The following is a 19839-nucleotide window of genomic DNA, read 5'->3' on the forward strand; positions in this document are numbered from 1 at the left end:
CTCGGGCTGGTTGTAGAGTCGGCGGCATGAACGAAACGATCCGTCCCGCCGAACCCCAGCGCCTGGCCAAGCGCCTGGCCGCGCAACTGCCGTGTTCGCGCCGCGACGCGGAGCTCTACATCGCCGGTGGCTGGGTGCGGGTGGACGGTACCGTGGTGGAAGAGCCCATGGCCCGCGTGCGCGACGCGCAGACCGTGGAGCTGGACCCGCGGGCGCGGCTGGATCCGCTGGTGCCCGTGACGCTGGTATGGCACAAACCCGCCGGTGCGGCGCTGCCCGAAGCGCAGCATTTGCCTGACGAAGAGGCCGCCCGCTGGTTCGCCGCCGGCGCGCGCTTCGCGGGCGACCGTTCGGGCATCCGCCCGCTCAAAGTGCACCTGCACCGTCTGCTGCCGGTGGCGCCACTGGAGGTGATGTCCAGTGGCCTCATGGTGTTCACGCAGAACCCGGGCGTGGCGCGCAGGATCAACGACACCTCGTCACCGCTCGAACACGAATGGCTGGTGGACGTGCAGGACGACCCGGCGCTGGACGACGACGCGCGGCGCGAAGCGGTGCTGCAATCGTTCGGCAAGGCGCTGTTTTTCGACGGTTGGGCGGTGCCCGCCGCACGCGCGAGCTGGCAGAGCGAGCGGCGCCTGCGCCTGGCCATCAAGGGCACGCTGCCGGGGCAGGTGGCGCACCTCGCGGAACGCGCGGGTCTGCGGCTGGTGGCGGTGCGGCGCCAGCGGCTCGGCCGCATCGGGCTCGACGGCCTGCCCTCAGGCCAGTGGCGTTACGCCGCCGCGCACGAACGCTTCTGAAGGTGAGCGGCCCAGGCGCTCATCGCCATGGCGGTGAGCAGCACCACCACGCCCACGTGGTGCAACTGCAGCATGCGGCCCTGCGCGATCATCATGCCGCCCAGCGCCGCGCCCAGCGCCTGCCCGCCGTACATGGCCGAGGTGTTCAGTGCCACGGTGGCGGAGGCCAGTTCGGGCGATATCTGCACCAGTCGTGCCTGTTGCGCCGAGTTGCTCGAGAAGCAGCCCAGCGCCCACGGAATGACCACCAGTGCCTGCGCCCAGAAGCCATGGCGACCCAGCGGCCAGAGCAGCAGGCACACCACCATGAGCCCGAGGGTGATGAACACCGCGTTGGGTGCGCCGATGCGGTCGATGGAGCGCGTCACCACCACGTTGCCCGCCAGGCCGAAGACACCGAACCACAGGAACATCAGCGAGAGCGCGGCGCCGCCGGCGCCCAGCGTCTGCGCGAAGTAGGGCGCGAGGTAGGAGAACAGCGTGAACTGCCCGAAGGCCGACAGCAGCGTCACCGCCACCGCAGACATGAGTGCCGCCGAGCCCACGGTGCGCCCCCAGGCTTCGCGCGAAAGGGCGGCCGGCTTGATGCCGTCCGGCATTTCCCGCCACACCCAGGCACCGCTCAGGAAAGACATCAGCGCGACCAGCCCGAAGGCCCAGCGCCAGCCCAGCCCGCCGCTGATCCAGGCCGACAGCGGCATGCCCATGACCGAGGCGATGGACCAGCCCAGGAAGATGAACGTGATCGCACGGCCGCGCTGCGCAGGGCCGACGAGCAGGCCCACGCTGGCGGCGGCCTGCGGTGTGAAGACGGCGGGGGAGATGACGGCGAGCACGCGCAGGGGCAGCAGGGCGGTGTAGTTGGGGGCGAGAGCGCACGCCACCATGAGCACGCCGTACCAGACCAGCGAAAGCGTGAGCAGGCGCCGCCGGTCCCAGCCTGCAACCAGGCTGGCGAAGACCGGTGCGCCCACACCCATCAGGATGGCCGCGGCGGTGATGAGCTGGCCGGCCTGCGGGATCGACACTCCCAGCGACTGGCTGATGTCGTTGAGCGTGCCGGGCACCACCATCACGCCGGTGCCGATCACGAAGTTGCCCACCATCAATGCCCACAGGGCGCGGGGCAGGCCTTGGCGGGTGGCGCTCATGGGTGCAGCGTGCCAGGGAAGAACCACAACAGCGCGGCGGTCATGGTGAGGTAGCGGGCGAACTTGCCGATGGCCATGTACATCACGCACGGCCAGAAGGGGAACTTCAACCAGCCGGCCACGGCGCATAGCGGGTCGCCCACCACCGGCAGCCAGGACATGAGGCAGGCCCTGGGTCCGAAGCGCTCCAGCCACCGCAGCGCACGCACGTCCACATGGGTGCCGCGTGCGCGGTCCACCGCCTTGTGTGTGCCCAGGCCCATCAGCCAGCTGACCGCACCGCCCGCCGTGTTGCCCGCCGTGGCGACCAGGATGGTGGGCCAGAACAGCTCCGGGTTGAGCTTGATGAGCCCGAACACCGCCGGCTCGGAACCCAGGGGCAGCAACGTGGCCGACAGGAAGGACACCAGGAACACCGTGCTCAGGCCGAACTCCGGCAGAGCGAGCAGTTCCATCAGGTAGGTGATCCAGTCGGGCATGGGCGTTGGCGGGAATGTGGAATGACCGGTGATCGGGAAGTGGTGGATGCGCAGAAAAAAAGCGGCGCGTTATCGCCTGCTGAAAAAACAGGCAGATACAATCGCGTTCCTTCGCCGCCCGCTCCAGTCGGGTGGCCGCAGTCCCACCGTTCGACACCATTCTCCCACCGCCATGCAACTCGGGGCTTTCACCTTGCCCAATGCCCTGTTCGTCGCACCCATGGCGGGGGTGACGGACCGGCCGTTCCGCAAGCTGTGCAAGCGGCTGGGGGCGGGCTATGCGGTCAGCGAAATGGTGACCTCGCGCCCCGATCTGCAGGACAGCCTCAAGACATCGCGCCGCGCCAACCACGAGGGTGAGGCCGCACCGATCTCGGTGCAGATCGCGGGCACCGACGCGCAGATGATGGCCGACGCCGCGCGCTACAACATCGACCGCGGTGCGCAGATCATCGACATCAACATGGGCTGCCCGGCCAAGAAGGTGTGCAACAAGTGGGCCGGCTCGGCGCTGATGCAGGACGAGACACTGGCCATCGGTATCGTCGAGGCCGTGGTGGCCGCCTGCGAACCGCACGGTGTCCCCGTCACGCTCAAGATGCGCACGGGCTGGTGCGCCAGCGTTCGCAACGCACCCACGCTGGCGCTGGCCGCCGAGGCCGCAGGCGTGCAGATGCTCACCGTGCACGGCCGCACGCGCGAACAGGGCTACAAAGGGCAGGCGGAGCACCACACTGTGGCGCACATCAAGAGCCGCGTGCGCATTCCCGTGGTGGCCAATGGCGACATCGACAGCCCGGAGCAAGCGCGCGAAGTGCTTCGCCTCACGGGAGCCGACGCCATCATGATCGGCCGCGCGGCCCAGGGCCGCCCCTGGATCTTCCGTGAGATCGCCCATTTCCTCGCCACCGGCGAGCACCTGCCGCCGCCTTCGCTGGCGGACGTGCGCGTCTGGCTGCTCGACCACCTTCACGACCACTACGACCTGTACGGCGAATCCACCGGGGTGCGCAGCGCGCGCAAGCACCTGGGCTGGTACGCGCAGTCACTGCCGCTGCCACCGGGTGCCGCAGTGCTGTTCCGCTCGCGCGTGAACGCCGTCACCACCGTGGATGCCCAGCTGCGCTGCGTGAGCGACAGCCTGGACGAGTGGGCGAACGACACCGCATCCATTCAAAGAGACAACTGGAAACTGGCCGCATGAAACAGAACACATTGCACGACTGTGTGCGTTCCAGCATGGAAGACTTCTTCCACGACCTCAATGGCACCGATCCGTCCAACCTGCATGACATGCTCGTGAAGGCGGTCGAGAAGCCGCTGCTCGAAGTGGTGATGGAGCAGGCGCAGAACAACCAGTCGCGCGCGGCGCAATGGCTCGGCCTCAACCGCAACACGCTGCGCAAGAAGCTGCTCGAACACAAGCTCATCGATTGAAATGAACTCCCCCGCCGCGCTGCGCGCGACCCCCTCGAGGGGGCAACACCAGCCGCCCGGCCAAGCCGGTTCTACGGTGTTCCAGGCCTGCACCCCTTCATGCGGTGCAGCGCGCACGCCGGTTTGATGGACAACCGATCCGAAACCTCTCTCAAGACACATCCATGCGCGCACTCATCTCCGTCTCCGACAAGACCGGCATCGTCGAACTCGCCCAGGCCCTGCATGGCCTCGGTGTGGCCCTCATCTCCACCGGTGGCACCGCCAAACTGCTGGCCGAGAAGGGCCTGCCGGTGACCGAGGTGGCCGATGTCACCGGTTTCCCCGAGATGCTGGACGGCCGCGTGAAGACCCTGCATCCCAAGGTGCATGGCGGCCTGCTGGCGCGTCGCGACCTGCCCGAGCACATGGCCGCGCTGAAGACGCACGGCATCGACACCATCGACCTGCTCATCGTCAACCTCTACCCGTTCGAAGCCACCGTGGCCAAGGCCGGCTGCACGCTGGAGGACGCGATCGAGAACATCGACATCGGCGGGCCGGCCATGGTGCGCAGCGCCGCCAAGAACTGGAAGGATGTCGCGGTGCTGACCGATGCCACACAGTACCCGGCCGTGATCGACGAGCTCAAGGCCGGTGGCCAGCTCAGCGACAAGACGCGTTTCGCGCTGTCGGTGGCGGCGTTCAACCGCATCAGCAACTATGACGCCGCCATCAGCGACTACCTTTCGTCCATCGACTTCCAGGAAGGCGCCTCCGTGCCACGGCGCAACGAGTACCCCGCGCAAAGCAACGGCCGCTTCGTCAAGCTGCAGGACCTGCGCTACGGCGAGAACCCGCACCAGAGCGCCGCCTTCTACCGCGACCTGTACCCCGCACCCGGCTCGCTCGTCACAGCGAAGCAATTGCAGGGCAAGGAACTGAGCTACAACAACATCGCCGACGCGGACGCCGCTTGGGAGTGCGTCAAGAGCTTCGACGCGCCGGCCTGCGTGATCGTCAAGCACGCCAACCCCTGCGGCGTGGCTGTGGGCAAGGACGCGCTCGAGGCTTACAGCAAGGCTTTCCAGACCGACCCCACCAGCGCTTTCGGCGGCATCATCGCGCTCAACCGCGTGCTCGATGGCGCTGCGGCGCAGGCGATCAGCAAGCAGTTCGTCGAGGTGCTGATGGCACCCGGCTACACGCCCGAGGCGCTGGAGGTGTTCAAGGCCAAGGCCAACGTGCGCGTGCTGGAAATCGCCCTGCCGCCGGGTGGTCCGACCGCGTGGGACAAGGGCCTGAACCTGAGCGACGTCAAGCGCGTCGGCTCCGGCCTGCTGATCCAGAGCGCCGACAACCATGTGCTCCAGCGCGCGGACCTCAAGGTCGTCACCAAGCTGCAGCCGACCGAACAGCAGATCGAAGACCTGTTGTTCGCCTGGAAGGTGGCGAAGTTCGTGAAGTCCAACGCCATCGTGTTCTGCAAGGACGGTATGACCATGGGCGTGGGTGCTGGCCAGATGAGCCGGCTCGACTCGGCGCGGATCGCCAGCATCAAGGCCGGCCACGCCAGGCTGACGCTGCAGGGCACGGCCGTGGCAAGCGATGCCTTCTTTCCGTTCCGCGACGGTCTCGACGTGGTGGTGGACGCCGGCGCGACCTGCGTGATCCAGCCGGGCGGTTCGATGCGCGATCAGGAAGTGATCGACGCGGCGGACGAGCGCGGTGTCGTGATGGTGTATTCCGGCGTGCGCCACTTCAGGCACTGACCGCCACCACGCCATGAAAAAGGGCCGGTGATCCACCGGCCCTTTTTCTGGTGTGAACGCTTTCAGCGCGCCAGTTGCTTGAACACTTCTCGAGCAGCTGCCACGGTGTCCTCGATGTCCTGCACGGTGTGCGCGGCGCTCACGAAGCCGGCCTCGTACAGGGCGGGTGCGATGTACACGCCGCGCTCCAGCAGGCCGTGGAACAGCGTGTTGAAACGAGGGCCATCGGTGGTCATCACCTTGGCGTAGTTCTGCGGAAGTTCATCGAACAGGAAGAAGCCGAACATGCCGCCTTCGCTGTCGCCACTCAGTGCCACGCCTTCTGCCGCCGCAGCGGCCTTGAGGCCGTCGACCAGCGAACGCGTGGTGGCTGACAACGCCTCGTAGAAGCCGGGCTTGCGGATCTCTTTCAGCGTGGCCAGTCCGCAGGCCGTGGCGACCGGATTGCCCGACAAGGTGCCCGCCTGGTACACACCACCCAGGGGGGCAAGCTGTTCCATCACCGCGCGTTTGGCACCGAAGGCGGCCAGCGGCATGCCGCCACCGATCACTTTGCCCATCACGGTCATGTCGGGCTCGAACCCGGGGATGAGCCTGGCATAGACGCTTTGCGCGCCACCGAGCGCGACGCGAAAACCGGTCATCACCTCGTCGAACGCGAGCAGGGCGCCGTGCTGTGTGCACAGTTCCCGGCAGCGCTTCATGAAGGGCACGCTGGCACGCACGAAGTTCATGTTGCCGGCGATCGGTTCAATGATGAGGCAGGCCAGGTCGGTGCCGTGCTCGGCGAACGCGGCCTCCAGCTGTTCGATGTTGTTGTACTCGAGCACGATGGTGTGCTGCACCACCTCGGGTGGCACACCCGAGCTGGTCGGGTTGCCGAAGGTGGCCAGGCCCGAGCCGGCCTTCACCAGCAGCGCGTCGGCGTGGCCGTGGTAGCAGCCCTCGAACTTGATGATCTTCTTGCGGCCGGTCGCGCCGCGCGCGAGACGGATCGTGCTCATGCCGGCCTCGGTGCCCGAGCTGACCAGGCGCACCATGTCGATGCTTGGCACCAGGTCAACGATGGCCTCCGCCAGTTCCACCTCGCGCTCGGTGGGGGCCCCGAAGGAGAAGCCCTCGAGCACGGCTTTCTGCACCGCGTCGACGACGGCGGGATGGCCGTGGCCCAGGATCATCGGGCCCCAGGAGCCGATGTAGTCGATGTAGCGCTGGCCATTCGCGTCCCAGAAATGGGCGCCCTGCGCGCGCTGCACGAAGCGCGGTGTGCCGCCCACCGCACGAAAGGCGCGCACGGGCGAATTGACGCCGCCAGGAATGAGGGCCTTGGCTCGGTCGAAGAGTTGCTGGTTGCGATCGGGGTGGTTCATGGTCTTCAATGCCGGGTGGTGTCCAGCGGAAAATCGTCGGCATCGAGCGTGCTGTCGGGCGTGCCTTCGACCGGGGCTTCTTCCTCGGCCTCTTCATCGTGGGCCCAGAACAGCCGGTCAGGCACGGCGTGGCCCATGCCGGGCTGGAAGCCCGCGTCCAGGCACTGATCAAGATAGGTCAGGGCTTCGGCGCAGGCCGCCTGCAGGTCGCTGCCTCCCGCGATGAGCGCGCACAGCGCGGCCGACAGTGTGTCGCCGGCGCCGGTGAAGGTGGCTTCAAAACGTTCGTAGCGCGCCGTGGCCAGCACAGATTCCGGTGATGCCAGGTGGCTTTCGAGGAACTGGTCGGCGGCGTTGAAGCCGGTCACCAGCGTGTAGGGAACGCCATGCACGGCGGCTGCGCGCGCCACTTCGCGTGCGGTGGGCGCACGGTCGCCCTCCCACTCCGGCAGCAGCCAGCGACACAGCGTGCTGTGATTGCCCACCAGCACCGTGGTCTGGGGCAGCAGCAATTCGGCACAGGCATCGAGGTAGGTGTCGATCGCCATTTCGTCCCACCATGAAAGGTCGGGCATGTAGGTGATGACCGGCACCTCGCTGTAGTCGGTCGTGATCTCTGCAATCGCGGCGATGTTCTCGGGGCTGCCCGCGAAGCCCACCTTGAAGGCCTGCACCGGCATGTCCTCGAGTGCGCACCGCGCCTGGTCCGCCACGGCCTCTTCATCGAAAGCGATGTGGTCGTGGATGTCTGACGTGTCGCGGATGTAGGCACCTGTCACGATGGGCAGCACGTGCGCCGATGCGCTGGACATTGCAGTGATGTCCGCGCTCAGCCCGCCGGCGCCGCTGGGGTCGCTCGCGTTGAAGGTCAACACGCAGGGCAGGGAGATCTCGCCGGGCTTCTCGACCGTTTCGGGCGCGGAAGGCGGGGGGGTATCGGGCATGGGTTCGGTGGGGGATGAGGGTTTGCGGCGCGGTCGGCCGGCGGGGATTGGCACCGTGTCCGCCGGGTGATCGACAGCCGGTCCGAATGGCTTGCGGAGCGGCACATATGGCTCGATACAATGCTTGCATTCTAAGACAATGACCCCTATAACCATGAGCGAAACCAAGACTTGGATGTGCCTGATCTGTGGCTGGATTTACGACGAAGCCGCTGGTGCACCCGAGCATGGCGTGGCCGCCGGTACCCCATGGGCTGAGGTGCCGATGAACTGGACCTGCCCCGAGTGCGGTGCCCGCAAAGAAGATTTCGAGATGGTGCAGATCTGAGGCAGGGATCGTGCATCCGTTGGTTTCCAGGCGAACCCGGTAGGGCTTTCCCCGGTCTCGCTTTCCTTGTTCTGTACCACCCTCTGGAGCTAGTGAAACGTGAGCACAACGCCTGTCCTCAAAGTCCTGGTGGTCGACGACAGCAACACCATCCGTCGCAGCGCCGAGATCTTTCTCAAGCAGGGAGGGCATGAAGTCCTCCTGGCGGATGACGGCTTTGACGCCCTGGCCAAGATCAACGATTACCAGCCTGACCTGGTCTTCTGCGACATCCTCATGCCGCGCCTCGACGGCTACCAGACCTGCGCGATCATCAAGCGCAATGCACGCTTTGCCAGCATCCCGGTCGTGATGCTGTCGTCCAAGGACGGCGTGTTCGACAAGGCCCGCGGCCGCATGGTCGGCTCGCAGGACTACCTCACCAAACCCTTTACCAAAGACCAGCTTCTGCAAGCGGTGCAGCAGTTCGGCGCCAACCTGACAGGAGCAGTGTGATGCCCATTCGGAAGATCCTTGTGGTGGACGATTCCAAAACGGAGTTGATGGTCCTGTCCGATCTACTGGGAAAAAACGGCTACACCGTGTGCACCGCTGAGAACGCGGACGAGGCCTTCCGTCGGCTTGGAGAGGAAAAGCCGGATCTGATCCTGATGGACGTCGTGATGCCCGGTCAGAATGGGTTTCAACTCACGCGTGCCATCACGCGGGATCCTCAGTATTCGAGCATTCCCATCGTCATGTGCACCAGCAAGAATCTGGAGACCGACCGTGTCTGGGGCATGCGACAGGGGGCCCGCGACTACGTCACCAAGCCGGTCGATGCGGAAGAACTGCTGTCAAAGATTCGCGCGCTGGGTTGACCGCACAACGACCTGAACCGCACCGAGCATGGCCAAACGTCAATCACTCAAGGAACTCCAGGAACGATTGGCCCAGCGTTTGACGGCCGCCAAGACCGAAGCCGTTACCGCCACCTGGCTGGCCGTGGAAGCCGGTGAGCGTCGTTACCTGCTCCCTCTGGTGCAGTCCGGCGAGATTTTTCCCTGGTCCGCGTTGCAGCGCGTGCCGTACACCAAGCCCTGGTATGCCGGGGTCGCCAGCTTGCGTGGCGGCCTGCATGGTGTGATCGATCTGGCCAGCCTGGTCCAGCCCGCCTCGGCCCCTTTCATTTCCTCTGGCGAGCGCGTGACCTCCGAGTCGCGCCTGGTCAGCCTGCACACGGCGCTGGGCATCAACGCCGTGATCTGGATCGACCGCCTCCTCGGCCTGCGCAACCCCGCCATGTTCACCGCGATCGGGGCGAACCCCGATGGCGCGCCGTCCTACTTCACCCGCTCCCTGGTGGATGCCCAGGGCCAATCCTGGCAGGAACTGGATTTGCAGGTGCTGGTGGCCGAGCCCGAATTTCTGGCGATCGCCGCCTGAAGGTTGAGCCCGCGGACCGCGCGGGTCCATTTGTCTTTCTGTTTTCAGTTGGAAGGTTTTTACATGGCCATGCTTGATCGATTCCAGGGGCTCTTCAAGAAGAAGGCCGGCGACGAGCCCGACCTGTCCAATGCCACCGACCAGGAAGTCGCCGAACTCGCGGCGGCCCGTCTCGCGCCGACGCTGTCCGATGGGTTGACGGGCGAGGCGATGGTGGACGAAGAGAGTGCGGACCTCTCCGGTCAGGTGACGCTGCCCTTGCTGGGCACCAAGCCGGCGGAGCAGCACCAGCGCACCCTGGCGTCCATGCTGGCGCTGGGTCTGGTGGTGCTGGGTGGCGTGACCTTCTATGCGCTGAGCCAGACGGAGAAGGTGGGCCAGCAGGTGGCGGCGAGCGGTCAGGCCCTGATGCAGTCGCAGCGCCTGGCCAAGAGCGTGTCGCAGGCGCTGATCGGGAGCCCCACGGCGTTCCCCGAAGTGCGGGACAGCTCCTCGGTGATGGCCCGCGCGATGCGCGGCCTGCAGGGCGGTGACAGCGAGATGTCGCTCGACGCGCTGGGCCCCGAGTACGCCGATGACCTCGGCGCCATCCTGCCCAAGGTCGACCAGGCCGAGCGCAATGCCGCCGCGGTGCTGGCCCAGCAGAACATCCTGACGCAGGTGGGTAACGCACTGCGCACCATCAACCGGCAGTCTTCTGACCTGCTCGAGATCGCCGAAACCATTTCCTCGCTGAAGCTCCAGCAGAACGCGCCGGCCGCCGAGATTTCCGCGTCGGGCCAGCTGGTGATGCTGACCCAGCGCATCGGCAAGTCGGCCAACGAATTCCTGACGATGGAAGGCGTGAGTCCCGAGGCGGTGTTCCTGCTGGGCAAGGACTTGAACACGTTCAAGGAAATCGCCGAGGGCCTGCTCACAGGCAGCGACGAACTGCGCCTGGCCGCCGCGCGCGATCCGCAGGTCCGCGAACGGCTGGATGCCCTGCTCAAGCTGTACGAAGCGACGCGCACCGAAGCGGGCGCCATTCTGGGCAACCTGCAGGGCCTCGTGTCGGCGCGTGAAGCGCAGGCCGGGATCATCGCCGACAGCGAACCCCTGCGGCTGGCGCTGGAAAAACTGCAAGGCGACCTCTCCTCGGCCTCGGGCCTGGGCGGTGGGCAACTGCTGGCGCTGCTGGTGTCCGCCCTGTTCGCCCTGGCTTGTGCCGGTGGCCTGGCCTATGTGCAGCTGCTCGACAGCCGTCAACGCCAGTCCGTTGCCGAATCGCAGCGACTCGCCGCCGAATCGCTGGAACAGGACGCCAAGCGCGTCAACGACGCCAACCAGGCCGCCATTCTGCGACTGATGAACGAACTGCAGACGGTGGCCGAAGGCGATCTGACGCAGGAAGCCACGGTGACGGAGGACATCACCGGTGCCATCGCGGACTCGGTGAACTACACGGTCGAGGAACTCCGCTCGCTGGTGGGCAACGTGCAGGCCACGGCCACGCGCGTGGCGCAGACGACGTCGGCGGTGGAAAGCACCTCGACCGAACTGCTGGCCGCGTCGACCGAGCAGCTGCGCGAGATTCGCGAAACCGGCCAGTCCGTGCTGGACATGGCGCAGCGCATCAACCAGGTGTCCGGCCAGGCTCAGGAATCGGCCACGGTGGCCCGTGCGTCGCTGCAGGCCGCCGAGTCGGGCCTGCAGGCCGTGCAGGACGCCATCGGCGGTATGAACGCCATCCGTGACCAGATCCAGGAAACCTCCAAGCGCATCAAGCGGCTGGGCGAGTCGTCGCAGGAGATCGGTGAAATCACCGAGCTGATCTCGGACATTACCGAACAGACGAACGTGCTGGCCCTCAACGCCGCCATCCAGGCCGCCTCGGCGGGTGAAGCCGGTCGAGGCTTCTCGGTGGTGGCGGAAGAAGTGCAGCGCCTGGCCGAACGCTCGGCCGATGCCACGCGCCAGATTTCGGCGCTGGTGAAAGCGATTCAGACCGACACCCAGGACGCAGTGGCCGCCATGGAGCGATCCACGCAAGGTGTGGTGGAAGGGGCCAAGCTGTCGGACAACGCGGGCACCGCGCTCTCCGAGATCGACCGCGTGTCGCGCCGCCTCGCCGAACTGATCGAGCAGATTTCCGATGCGGCATCCCGCGAGGCCGATTCGGCCAACGAGGTGGCCGGCAACATCCAGCACATCTTCGCCGTGACCGAACAGACGGGAGAAGGCACGCGATCCACGGCCCAGCAGGTGCGTGAACTCTCGGCCATGGCCGAGGAACTGCGGCAGTCGGTGGCCCGGTTCAAGATCGCGTAAACGCCCATCCAGCCCGCGTGCGCGCCAACCCACTGGAAGAACATGCTCGACTCAGCCATCGACACCGACCTTCATGCGGATGCGCCGGTCGCCGACCTGGGCCCCCTGGCCTGGGTTTTCGAGGAACTGCGCAAGTCGCTCGACGGCGCCAACAAGGCGATCAAGCGCTTCGTTCGCGAGACCGAACTGTCTCGCAACAACGACCTCGAAGCGGTTGACCCCGGCTCCTTGCGCCTGGCCCGCCAGCAACTGCACCAGGCCGTGGGTGCGCTGGAAATGGTGGGCCTCGGTGCGCCCGCCCAGGTGCTGCGTGCCATGGAGGCGGCCGTCCAGCGTTTCGTGCAGCGGCCGAACACCTGCACAGAGGAAGCCGCAGGCAAGGTGGAGCGCGCCAGCTTCGCGATGGTCGAGTACCTGGAGGCCGTTCTCAACAACAAGCCGGTGCAGCCGGTGGCCTTGTTTGCGCAATACCGCGACGTGCAGGAGCTGGCGGCGGCCGAGCGCGTGCACCCCGCCGATCTGTGGCCTTTCGAGCACCGTGGCAAGGAGGTGGGAGCTCCCGCCGACATCGCGCCGCTGGAGTCCGGTGCGCCGGTGCGCTCACTGTTCGATCGCCTGGTGCTGCTGGTCGTCAAGACACAGAGCGTCGCGGCCGCCCAGCAGCTCGCCAAGCTCAGCGCCGGTTTGTCCGCTGGCGCCGCCGACGCCCGTTCCCGCACGTTCTGGCGCGTGTCGGCCGGTTACTTCGAGGCCGTGGCGCAGCGCCTCCTGCCGCCCGACGTCTACGTCAAACGCGCGACCTCGCGCATCCTGCTGCAGTTCGTCAACCTCACGCAGGGCAAGGCCCAGGTGTCCGAGACGCTGCTGCACGACCTGCTCTTTTTCTGCGCCCAGCCGGTGTCGGTTTCTGCCGGCACCACGCCGCATCTCGCGGCCGTGCGCGAGGCCTTCGGCCTTGGTGGCGTGACGCCGGTCGATTACAACCAGGCCACGCTGGGCCGCTACGACCCGGCGGTGCTGGCACAGGCGCGCAAGCGCATCCATGCGGCCAAGGAAATCTGGTCGCTCTACTCCGGTGGAGATACCAGCCGGGTGCGCCAGGTGGCGGACCAGTTCAGCCTGATCGGTGACTCGTTGCTCAAGCTGCATCCGGCCAGCACCGTGCTGGCGCAGGCGCTGGTGAAGGCCGCCGACCAGGCGGTGCAGGAAGCCGGCAACGTGCGCCCCGAACTGGCGATGGAAGTGGCCACGACCACGCTGTACCTCGAAGCCGCCTTCGAGGACTTCGATCCGAACGCACCCGAACTGACCGAGCGCACGCAGGCGCTGGCCGAGCGACTGGAGAACGTGCTCGCTGGGCGTCCCGCGCAACCACTGGACCCCTGGATGGAACACCTGTACCGGCGCGTGAGCGACCGGCAGACCATGGGCAGCGTGGTCGGCGAGCTCAAGGCTTCACTGGGCGAGGTCGAGAAATCGCTCGACCAGTTCTTCCGCTCCCCTCAGGAAAAGGCAGGCCTGCACGTCGCGGTGTCCCAGCTGGCCCAGATGCGCGGTGTGCTGTCGGTGCTGGGTCTGGACCAGGCGGTGCACACCGTGGTCCGCATGCGCAACACGGTGGAGCAGATCCTGGACACCGAGGTGGACGAGGTGCAGGCGCGCGAGGCCGGCACGTTCCAGCAACTGGGCAACAACCTCAGTGCCATGAGCTTCCTCGTGGACATGCTCAACTACCAGCCTGCACTTGCCAAGAAGCTCTTCGTGTTCGACGAGGAGAAAGGCGAGCTGCTGCCGCTCATGGGCCGGTCGCTGGGCGCCAGCGCGCTGCGCCAGCCCGCGCGCGATGAAGCACAGGCCATCAGCGAAGGTGTGCAACGTGTGGTCGATGGCGTGCAAGGTGGACTGAGCCTGGTCGACCTGAGCGAACAACTCGACTCCCTGGCCGACCAGGCCTCCCTGGCCGAGCAGTCGGGTGTGGCGCGTGCCGCTCGCGAGGCGGCCGAGGCGGTGGTCAACGACAACGCCGCGGCGGGCGCACAGGCGCTCGTGGGTCTGTCCGAGTCTTCCAGCACTGCGCATGTGCCGGACGCCGAAGCCTCCGGCGAAGCCGACAGCGACGAAGACGACCTGCTCGACATCTTCCTTGAAGAGGCGCGGGAGGTGGTGGCCAACGGCCTGGAGGCCGTGTCGCACCTGCAGGGGCAACCCAGCGACCTCGAGCACCTCACCACCCTGCGCCGCGCGTTCCACACCCTCAAGGGCAGTTCGCGCATGGTCGGCCTGGACGAGTTCGGCGAAGCCGCCTGGGCGATGGAGCAACTGCTCAACACCGTGCTGGCCGAGCAGCGCCCCGCCAGCCCGCCGCTGCTCACGCTGTCGGGCGAAGCCATGAAGGAATTCGGGCGTTGGGTGGACGACATCTCCGCGCGTCGTGCGGTGCCCTGGCGCTCGCAACCCTTCAGGGTCAGTGCCGAGGCCTTGCGCGACCATGGTCAGTACCTGCCCCTGGCGTTGCCACCGGCCGAAGCCAGTGCGCCTGCGCCCTTGCCCGAAGCCACGGTGTTCGTTCCGGCCGATGCCCAGGAAGCCGCGCCCGAGGTCCCTGCGGATCTGTCGTTCGATCTCGACCTGGATGCGGTGGCCGCCGCCGCAGCCGCGTCGGCGAACGCCGTGCCGGCCGACTCTTCCGAGCCGGTGGATCCCCCCGCCGTACCGGCCTCCCTGGCTCAACCCTTGTCGACCGAGCCCCTTCTGGCGGATATCGATTTCGGCAGCCTGGCGGCTTTCTCTTCTGCCTCCCAGGAGAACCCCGAGCCGATCGAACCTGCCGCGCAGCCGGAGGTGGTGGCCGAGCCGGCCGCTGCCCACAGTGTCGACGCGATGGATGTGCCCGATGCGGTCGAAACTGCGGCAGGAGCACCGATCATCGAAGAGCCGGTGGCCGAGGCCGCCGAAGAACTTCCTCCGATCGACCGTGTGGCTCTGGAGGTGGTGCAGTCGGTCGAACCGCTGGTTCTGCCCGAACCCGAACCTGAGCCCATGCCCGATGAGCAGACCAAGGTCATCGGTCCGCTGCGCATTGCGCTCAAGCTCTACAACGTCTACCTCAACGAGGCAGACGAATGGTCCCGCCGCCTGAACACGGTGTTGACCGAATGGGCGCTGGAGCGCCACGAACCCGTCCCCGAGCAAGCAGAGGCACTGGCGCATTCGCTGGCGGGCAGTTCTGCCACGGTCGGGTTCCAGCCGCTGTCCGACATTGCGCGGGCGCTGGAGCACGCGATCGAATCGGTCGGCCTGCATCAGCGCTCGGGCGTTCCGGCTTTGGCCGAGCAGGCGCAACTGTTCGTTGACGCATCGGACGACATCCGCCGTCTGCTGCATCAGTTCGCCGCAGGTTTCCTCAAGGAGCCGAACGCCGGTCTGATGGACGCGCTGTACCACGTCGTGCACGACCCGCAACCCGAACCCGCACCGGTGGCCGAGCCCGTCGCGGAAGAGGTGCCCCCGCACGTCGAAGAGGCTCCTGTGCTGCCGCTGACCGGCTTCGAGGCGCCCGATGTCAGTCACGGCACCACCTTCACCGCACCCCATGCCACCGCCGGCGACCGCTTGCATGAAGGCGTGCAGGACATCGACGACGACATCGACGTCACCGACACGATCGACGTCGATCTCTTTCCGATTTTTGCGGAAGAAGCGCAGGAACTCATCCCCCAGCTGGATGGTGCGCTGCGTCAATGGGTCGCACGCCCCGACAACGCCAGCGCCCGTGCCGAGGTGCTGCGCAACCTGCACACCCTCAAGGGCAGTGCTCGCCTGGCCGGCGCGCTGCGCCTGGGTGAAATGGCGCACCGCATGGAAACCACGGCCGAGCGGCTGGGCTCCGACCTCCAGCGTGGTGCCGATCTGGAGCCTTTGCAGACCGCGTTCGACGCCATCAGCGCGCGCTTCGAGCAACTGCGCAATGCCGATGCCCAGATCGTGGAGATCGTGCAGCCCGTGCCCGTGCCACGGGCCGCCGAACCCGTGCCAGAACCCGCACCAGTTGCCAGCAGCGCGGCAGCAGAAGGCGCTGCCCCGGCTGGCGAAGGCGGGCTGACGGGCATCGCGCTGCCGCAAGCGCCCACGGTGCTGCAGACCCGTGCGGGTGCGGCCGTCCGGGTGCGCCCCGAGCTGCTGGACCGCCTGGTCAACCAGACCGGCGAAGTGATGATCACGCGCTCCCGCATGGAGTCCGAGCTCGTCGCCTTGCGCGGCTCGCTCAAGGACCTCACCGGCAATCTGGACCGCCTGCGCGGCCAGCTGCGCGACATCGAACTGCAGGCCGAGACCCAGATGCAATCGCGCCTGGCGCAGGCGCGCGATGCCGACCAGTCGTTCGATCCGCTGGAGTTCGACCGCTTCACCCGTGTGCAGGAACTCACCCGCATGATGGCCGAGTCCGTCAACGACGTGGCGACCGTGCAGCGCAACCTGCAACGCGCGGTGGAAGCCACCGAGGACAGCCTCGTGGCCCAGGCGCGCCAGACGCGCGAGCTGCAGCGTGACCTGCTGCGCACGCGCATGGTGGAATTCGAAGGCATCTCCGAGCGCCTGTACCGCGTGGTGCGGCAGGCGTCCAAGGAAACCGGCAAGCAGGTGCGACTGGACATCACCGGCGGCAACATCGAAATGGACCGTGGCGTGCTCGACCGCATGACCGGTGCGTTCGAACACCTGCTGCGCAACAGCGTGGTGCACGGCATCGAAGCCCCCGAGAAGCGCCAGCAGGCTGGCAAGGCATCGGAAGGCCAGATCGAGATCGTGCTGGGTCACGAACTCAACGACGTGTCGCTGGTGTTCACAGACGACGGCGCCGGCATCGACCTGGTGCGGCTGCGTGAGAAGGCCATGGCGCAGGGTCTCATCCCCTCCGACGCGCAATTGAGCGACGAGGAAGCTGCCCAGCTCGTGTTCGAACCCGGTCTGAGCACGGCCCGCGAGGTGTCCGAGCTGGCTGGACGTGGCATCGGCATGGATGTCGTGCGCAGCGATGTGGTGGCGCTCGGCGGCCGCATCGAAACGGCCACCGAGAAGGGCAAGGGCAGCAGCTTCAAGCTGGTGCTGCCGCTGACCACCGCCGTCACGCAGGTGGTGATGCTGCGCGCGGGTTCGCTCACCGTGGGCGTGCCGTCCAACCTGGTCGAAGTGGTCCGCCGCCTGAACAGCGATGAGCTGGCCAAGGCCTATGCCAGCGGCCACCTCAATGTGGCTGGTGAAGACGTGCCGTTCTACTGGGCCGGTGCCTTGCTCCAGTCCTCACCCCATTCGACCGAGGCGCAGGGCCGCACGCAGCAGGTGGTGATTTTCCGAAGCGCGGCGCAACGTGTGGCGATGCACGTGGACGAAGTGCTGGGCAACCAGGAAGTCGTCGTCAAGAACCTCGGAACACAGCTTTCGCGCTTGCCGGGCCTGGCGGGCATGTCGGTGCTGGCCTCCGGGGCGGTGGCACTGATCTACAACCCGGTGGCGCTGGCCACCGTGTACGGTGACCAGGTGGCCGGCTGGGTGGCGAGCCAGCAGCGCACAGGCACGGCGCCCGCGGGTGCCGGCGACGAGATCGTGGCCACCGCGATGGAAGTGAGCACGGTGCCGCTGGTGCTGGTGGTTGACGACTCCATCACCGTGCGCCGTGTGACGCAGCGCCTGCTGCAGCGCGAGGGTTACCGCGTGACGCTGGCTGCCGATGGGCTCCAGGCGCTCGAGAAGCTGCAGACCGAGCGGCCGACCGTGGTGTTGTCCGACATCGAGATGCCGCGGATGGACGGCTTCGATCTGGTGCGCAACATCCGCAGCGATGTGCGCCTGTCCGACCTGCCCGTCATCATGATCACCTCGCGCATCGCGGAGAAACACCGCGAACATGCGCGCGAACTCGGCGTGGACCACTACCTCGGCAAGCCGTATTCGGAAGACGAGCTGCTGGCCCTGATCGGCCACTACGCCAAGGCCGATACCGAGGCCTGATCGCTCTGGCCGGGCCGCCCCAGGGAGGGCTCAGCCCCCTCGGGGGGCAGCGACCCGCGCAGCGGTGGAGCGCGGGGGCGCGGAGCCAGCCGCCGGGCCGTCCCAAGGCGGGCTCAGCCCCCTCGGGGGGCAGCGACCCGCGCAGCGGTGGAGCGTGGGGGCGCGGAGCCAGCCGCCGGGCCGTCCCAAGGCGGGCTCAGCCCCCTCGGGGGGCAGCGACCCGCGCAGCGGTGGAGCGTGGGGGCGCGGAGCCAGCCGCCGGGCCGTCCCAAGGCGGGCTCAGCCCCCTCGGGGGGCAGCGACCCGCGCAGCGGTGGAGCGTGGGGGCGCAATCTTCCCCGGCTGCTTCACCACCGCGTAGCGCAGCAACGTGCGTTCGCGGGCCACCGCATGGTCCACGATCGGATGCGGGTAGTTCTCTCCCAACACCAGTCCCGCTGCGGCCAGCTCGATCTCATTGGCCTTCCAGGGGGCGTGGATGACCGCGTCCGGCAAGCCGGCGAGTTGCGGCAGGTACTTGCGGATGAACTTGCCGGCTGGATCGAACTTCTCGCTCTGCGTGACCGGGTTGAAGATGCGGAACCACGGCTGCGCATCGCAGCCGCTGGAGCTGGCCCACTGCCAGCCTCCGTTGTTCGCGGCGAGGTCGAAGTCGATCAGGTGGTCGGCGAAGTAGCGTTCGCCCCACTGCCAGTGCAGCCCCAGGTCTTTCACGAGAAAGCTGGCGACCACCATGCGCAACCGGTTGTGCATGTAGCCGGTCTGGTTGATCTGTGCCATCGCGGCGTCGACCAGCGGGTAGCCGGTGCGGCCTTCGCACCAGGCGGCGAACTGTTCCCTGGCGTGCTTGTTGTGTTCGAACCTGATGGCGTCGTATTCCGGCTTGAAGGCCTTGTCCACCACATGGGGAAAATTCGCCAGCACCTGGTGGTAGAAGTCGCGCCAGACCAGTTCCGAGAGCCAGGTGCTCGCGCCCTGCATGCCTTGCAGGTGCATCTGGTAGGCCACGGAGGCGATGCGCCGGATCGAGATCGTGCCGAAGCGCAGGTGCGCACTGAGGTAGCTCGGTCCCTTCACTGCGGGAAAGTTGCGGGCGTCCTCGTAGCGGTCGATGCGGTCGACGAAGTCCTCGAACAGCTGCTGCGCACCGCTGGCGCCCGTGGGCATGGCCAGCTGCGCGAGGTTGGTGGACTCGAAACCCAGGGACGGCAGCGAAGGAACAGGCGCCGCGTGCTCTGCGGGCACGGCCGCCAGCGTGGCCGCATAGCGTTCGACCGGATAGGCCTTGAGGTGGAAGGGCGTGAGCGCCTTGAGCCAGGCGTTCTTGTACGGCGTGAACACGCCAAAGGCGTGGCCCGCCTGCGTGAGCACTTCCCGCCGTTCGAAGATCACGTGGTCTTTGTGGCTGTGCAGCAGGATGCCGGCATGCGCCAGGTCGCCGAACACCCGGGCATCGCGCGCCAGTGCGGCGGGCTCGTCGTCGTGGTTGGCAAACACCGCCTGCACGCCCAGCCGTTGCGCGAGCTCCGGAATGGCCTGCGCGGCGGACCCATGCAACACGATGAGGCCCGCCCGCTCCACCCGGTGCCCGCGTCCCAGCTCGCGGAGCCGTTCATCCAGCTCCACCAGCGACTCGCGGATGAACTCGACCCTCCGGTCGGCACGCAGGCCGCGCTCGAGCAGGTCGTCGAGGATGTCGGTGTCGAACACGAACACGCACCACACCTGGCGGCAGACCTTGAGCGCGTGGTACAGCGCGGCGTTGTCGTCCGTGCGCAGGTCGCGGCGGAACCACATCAGACCTTTGTCGTAGTTGTTCATGGGCCAGAGCGGGT

The 19839-nt window shown here is 67.1% G+C and carries 15 protein-coding genes; 10 read left to right on the forward strand and 5 right to left on the reverse strand.

Translation table 11 applies throughout. From position 1 onward, the window contains the following. Nucleotides 1-26: 26 nt before the first annotated feature. Complete coding sequence (locus J2X09_RS13370) at nucleotides 27-803, forward strand: RNA pseudouridine synthase (RefSeq protein ID WP_204735852.1); 777 nt, start codon at nucleotides 27-29, stop codon at nucleotides 801-803. Here the strand turns inward: J2X09_RS13370 and J2X09_RS13375 are convergent. Both J2X09_RS13375 and J2X09_RS13380 read right to left on the reverse strand, forming a co-directional pair. Continuing rightward, nucleotides 776-1954 carry an MFS transporter gene (locus J2X09_RS13375; RefSeq protein ID WP_204735851.1) on the reverse strand — a complete coding sequence of 393 codons (1179 nt, stop codon included), beginning with the start codon at nucleotides 1952-1954 and terminating at the stop codon, nucleotides 776-778. The two genes, J2X09_RS13370 and J2X09_RS13375, sit on opposite strands and share 28 nt — an antisense overlap. After that, nucleotides 1951-2433 (reverse strand): YqaA family protein, encoded by a 483-nt coding sequence (locus J2X09_RS13380; protein WP_204735850.1) that lies wholly within the window; start codon nucleotides 2431-2433, stop codon nucleotides 1951-1953. Before J2X09_RS13380 ends, J2X09_RS13375 begins: the two co-directional genes overlap by 4 nt. 172 nt (nucleotides 2434-2605) lie before the next feature. On the opposite strand from J2X09_RS13380, the gene dusB reads away from it, so the two are divergent. The 3 genes from dusB to purH all read left to right on the forward strand — a co-directional run bounded on the left by dusB (nucleotide 2606) and on the right by purH (nucleotide 5621). Further along, nucleotides 2606-3637, forward strand: a complete 1032-nt coding sequence (gene dusB, locus J2X09_RS13385) for a tRNA dihydrouridine synthase DusB (RefSeq protein ID WP_204735849.1) — start codon at nucleotides 2606-2608, stop codon at nucleotides 3635-3637. Then, nucleotides 3634-3870 (forward strand): helix-turn-helix domain-containing protein, encoded by a 237-nt coding sequence (locus tag J2X09_RS13390; protein ID WP_204735848.1) that lies wholly within the window; start codon nucleotides 3634-3636, stop codon nucleotides 3868-3870. Before dusB ends, J2X09_RS13390 begins: the two co-directional genes overlap by 4 nt. A gap of 164 nt (nucleotides 3871-4034) precedes the next feature. Further along, nucleotides 4035-5621 (forward strand): bifunctional phosphoribosylaminoimidazolecarboxamide formyltransferase/IMP cyclohydrolase, encoded by a 1587-nt coding sequence (gene purH, locus J2X09_RS13395; protein WP_204735847.1) that lies wholly within the window; start codon nucleotides 4035-4037, stop codon nucleotides 5619-5621. Nucleotides 5622-5683: 62 nt separating this feature from the next. Here the strand turns inward: purH and hemL are convergent, their stop codons facing one another. Beyond that, on the reverse strand, nucleotides 5684-6991 hold the full coding sequence (hemL, locus tag J2X09_RS13400; RefSeq protein WP_204735846.1) for a glutamate-1-semialdehyde 2,1-aminomutase: 1308 nt from the start codon (nucleotides 6989-6991) through the stop codon (nucleotides 5684-5686). 5 nt (nucleotides 6992-6996) lie between these two features. Further along, nucleotides 6997-7935 (reverse strand): bifunctional hydroxymethylpyrimidine kinase/phosphomethylpyrimidine kinase, encoded by a 939-nt coding sequence (thiD, locus tag J2X09_RS13405; RefSeq protein WP_204735845.1) that lies wholly within the window; start codon nucleotides 7933-7935, stop codon nucleotides 6997-6999. A 154-nt stretch (nucleotides 7936-8089) separates the two neighbouring features. Here thiD and J2X09_RS13410 point away from each other — a divergent pair, with 154 nt between their 5' ends. The 6 genes from J2X09_RS13410 (at nucleotide 8090) to J2X09_RS13435 (ending at nucleotide 18004) form a co-directional block, all read left to right on the forward strand. Beyond that, nucleotides 8090-8263 (forward strand): rubredoxin, encoded by a 174-nt coding sequence (locus J2X09_RS13410; RefSeq protein ID WP_204735844.1) that lies wholly within the window; start codon nucleotides 8090-8092, stop codon nucleotides 8261-8263. A 99-nt stretch (nucleotides 8264-8362) separates the two neighbouring features. Beyond that, the gene (locus J2X09_RS13415) at nucleotides 8363-8758 is read left to right on the forward strand and encodes a response regulator (protein ID WP_204735843.1); all 396 of its coding nucleotides are present in this window, start codon (nucleotides 8363-8365) and stop codon (nucleotides 8756-8758) included. Further along, nucleotides 8758-9123 (forward strand): response regulator, encoded by a 366-nt coding sequence (locus J2X09_RS13420; protein WP_204735842.1) that lies wholly within the window; start codon nucleotides 8758-8760, stop codon nucleotides 9121-9123. The genes J2X09_RS13415 and J2X09_RS13420 overlap by 1 nt, the downstream gene beginning before the upstream one ends. 28 nt (nucleotides 9124-9151) lie before the next feature. After that, nucleotides 9152-9688 carry a chemotaxis protein CheW gene (locus J2X09_RS13425; protein ID WP_204735841.1) on the forward strand — a complete coding sequence of 179 codons (537 nt, stop codon included), beginning with the start codon at nucleotides 9152-9154 and terminating at the stop codon, nucleotides 9686-9688. 63 nt (nucleotides 9689-9751) lie between these two features. Continuing rightward, complete coding sequence (locus J2X09_RS13430; protein ID WP_204735840.1) at nucleotides 9752-11995, forward strand: methyl-accepting chemotaxis protein; 2244 nt, start codon at nucleotides 9752-9754, stop codon at nucleotides 11993-11995. A gap of 42 nt (nucleotides 11996-12037) precedes the next feature. Next, nucleotides 12038-18004 carry a hybrid sensor histidine kinase/response regulator gene (locus J2X09_RS13435; RefSeq protein WP_204735839.1) on the forward strand — a complete coding sequence of 1989 codons (5967 nt, stop codon included), beginning with the start codon at nucleotides 12038-12040 and terminating at the stop codon, nucleotides 18002-18004. A gap of 279 nt (nucleotides 18005-18283) precedes the next feature. On the opposite strand, the gene J2X09_RS13440 is transcribed toward J2X09_RS13435, so the two are convergent. Beyond that, complete coding sequence (locus J2X09_RS13440; RefSeq protein ID WP_204734141.1) at nucleotides 18284-19825, reverse strand: cryptochrome/photolyase family protein; 1542 nt, start codon at nucleotides 19823-19825, stop codon at nucleotides 18284-18286. Between the last annotated feature and the right edge of the window lie 14 nt (nucleotides 19826-19839).

The organism is Hydrogenophaga laconesensis (genome assembly GCF_031457235.1).
GTDB classification, from domain to species: domain Bacteria; phylum Pseudomonadota; class Gammaproteobacteria; order Burkholderiales; family Burkholderiaceae_C; genus Hydrogenophaga; species Hydrogenophaga laconesensis.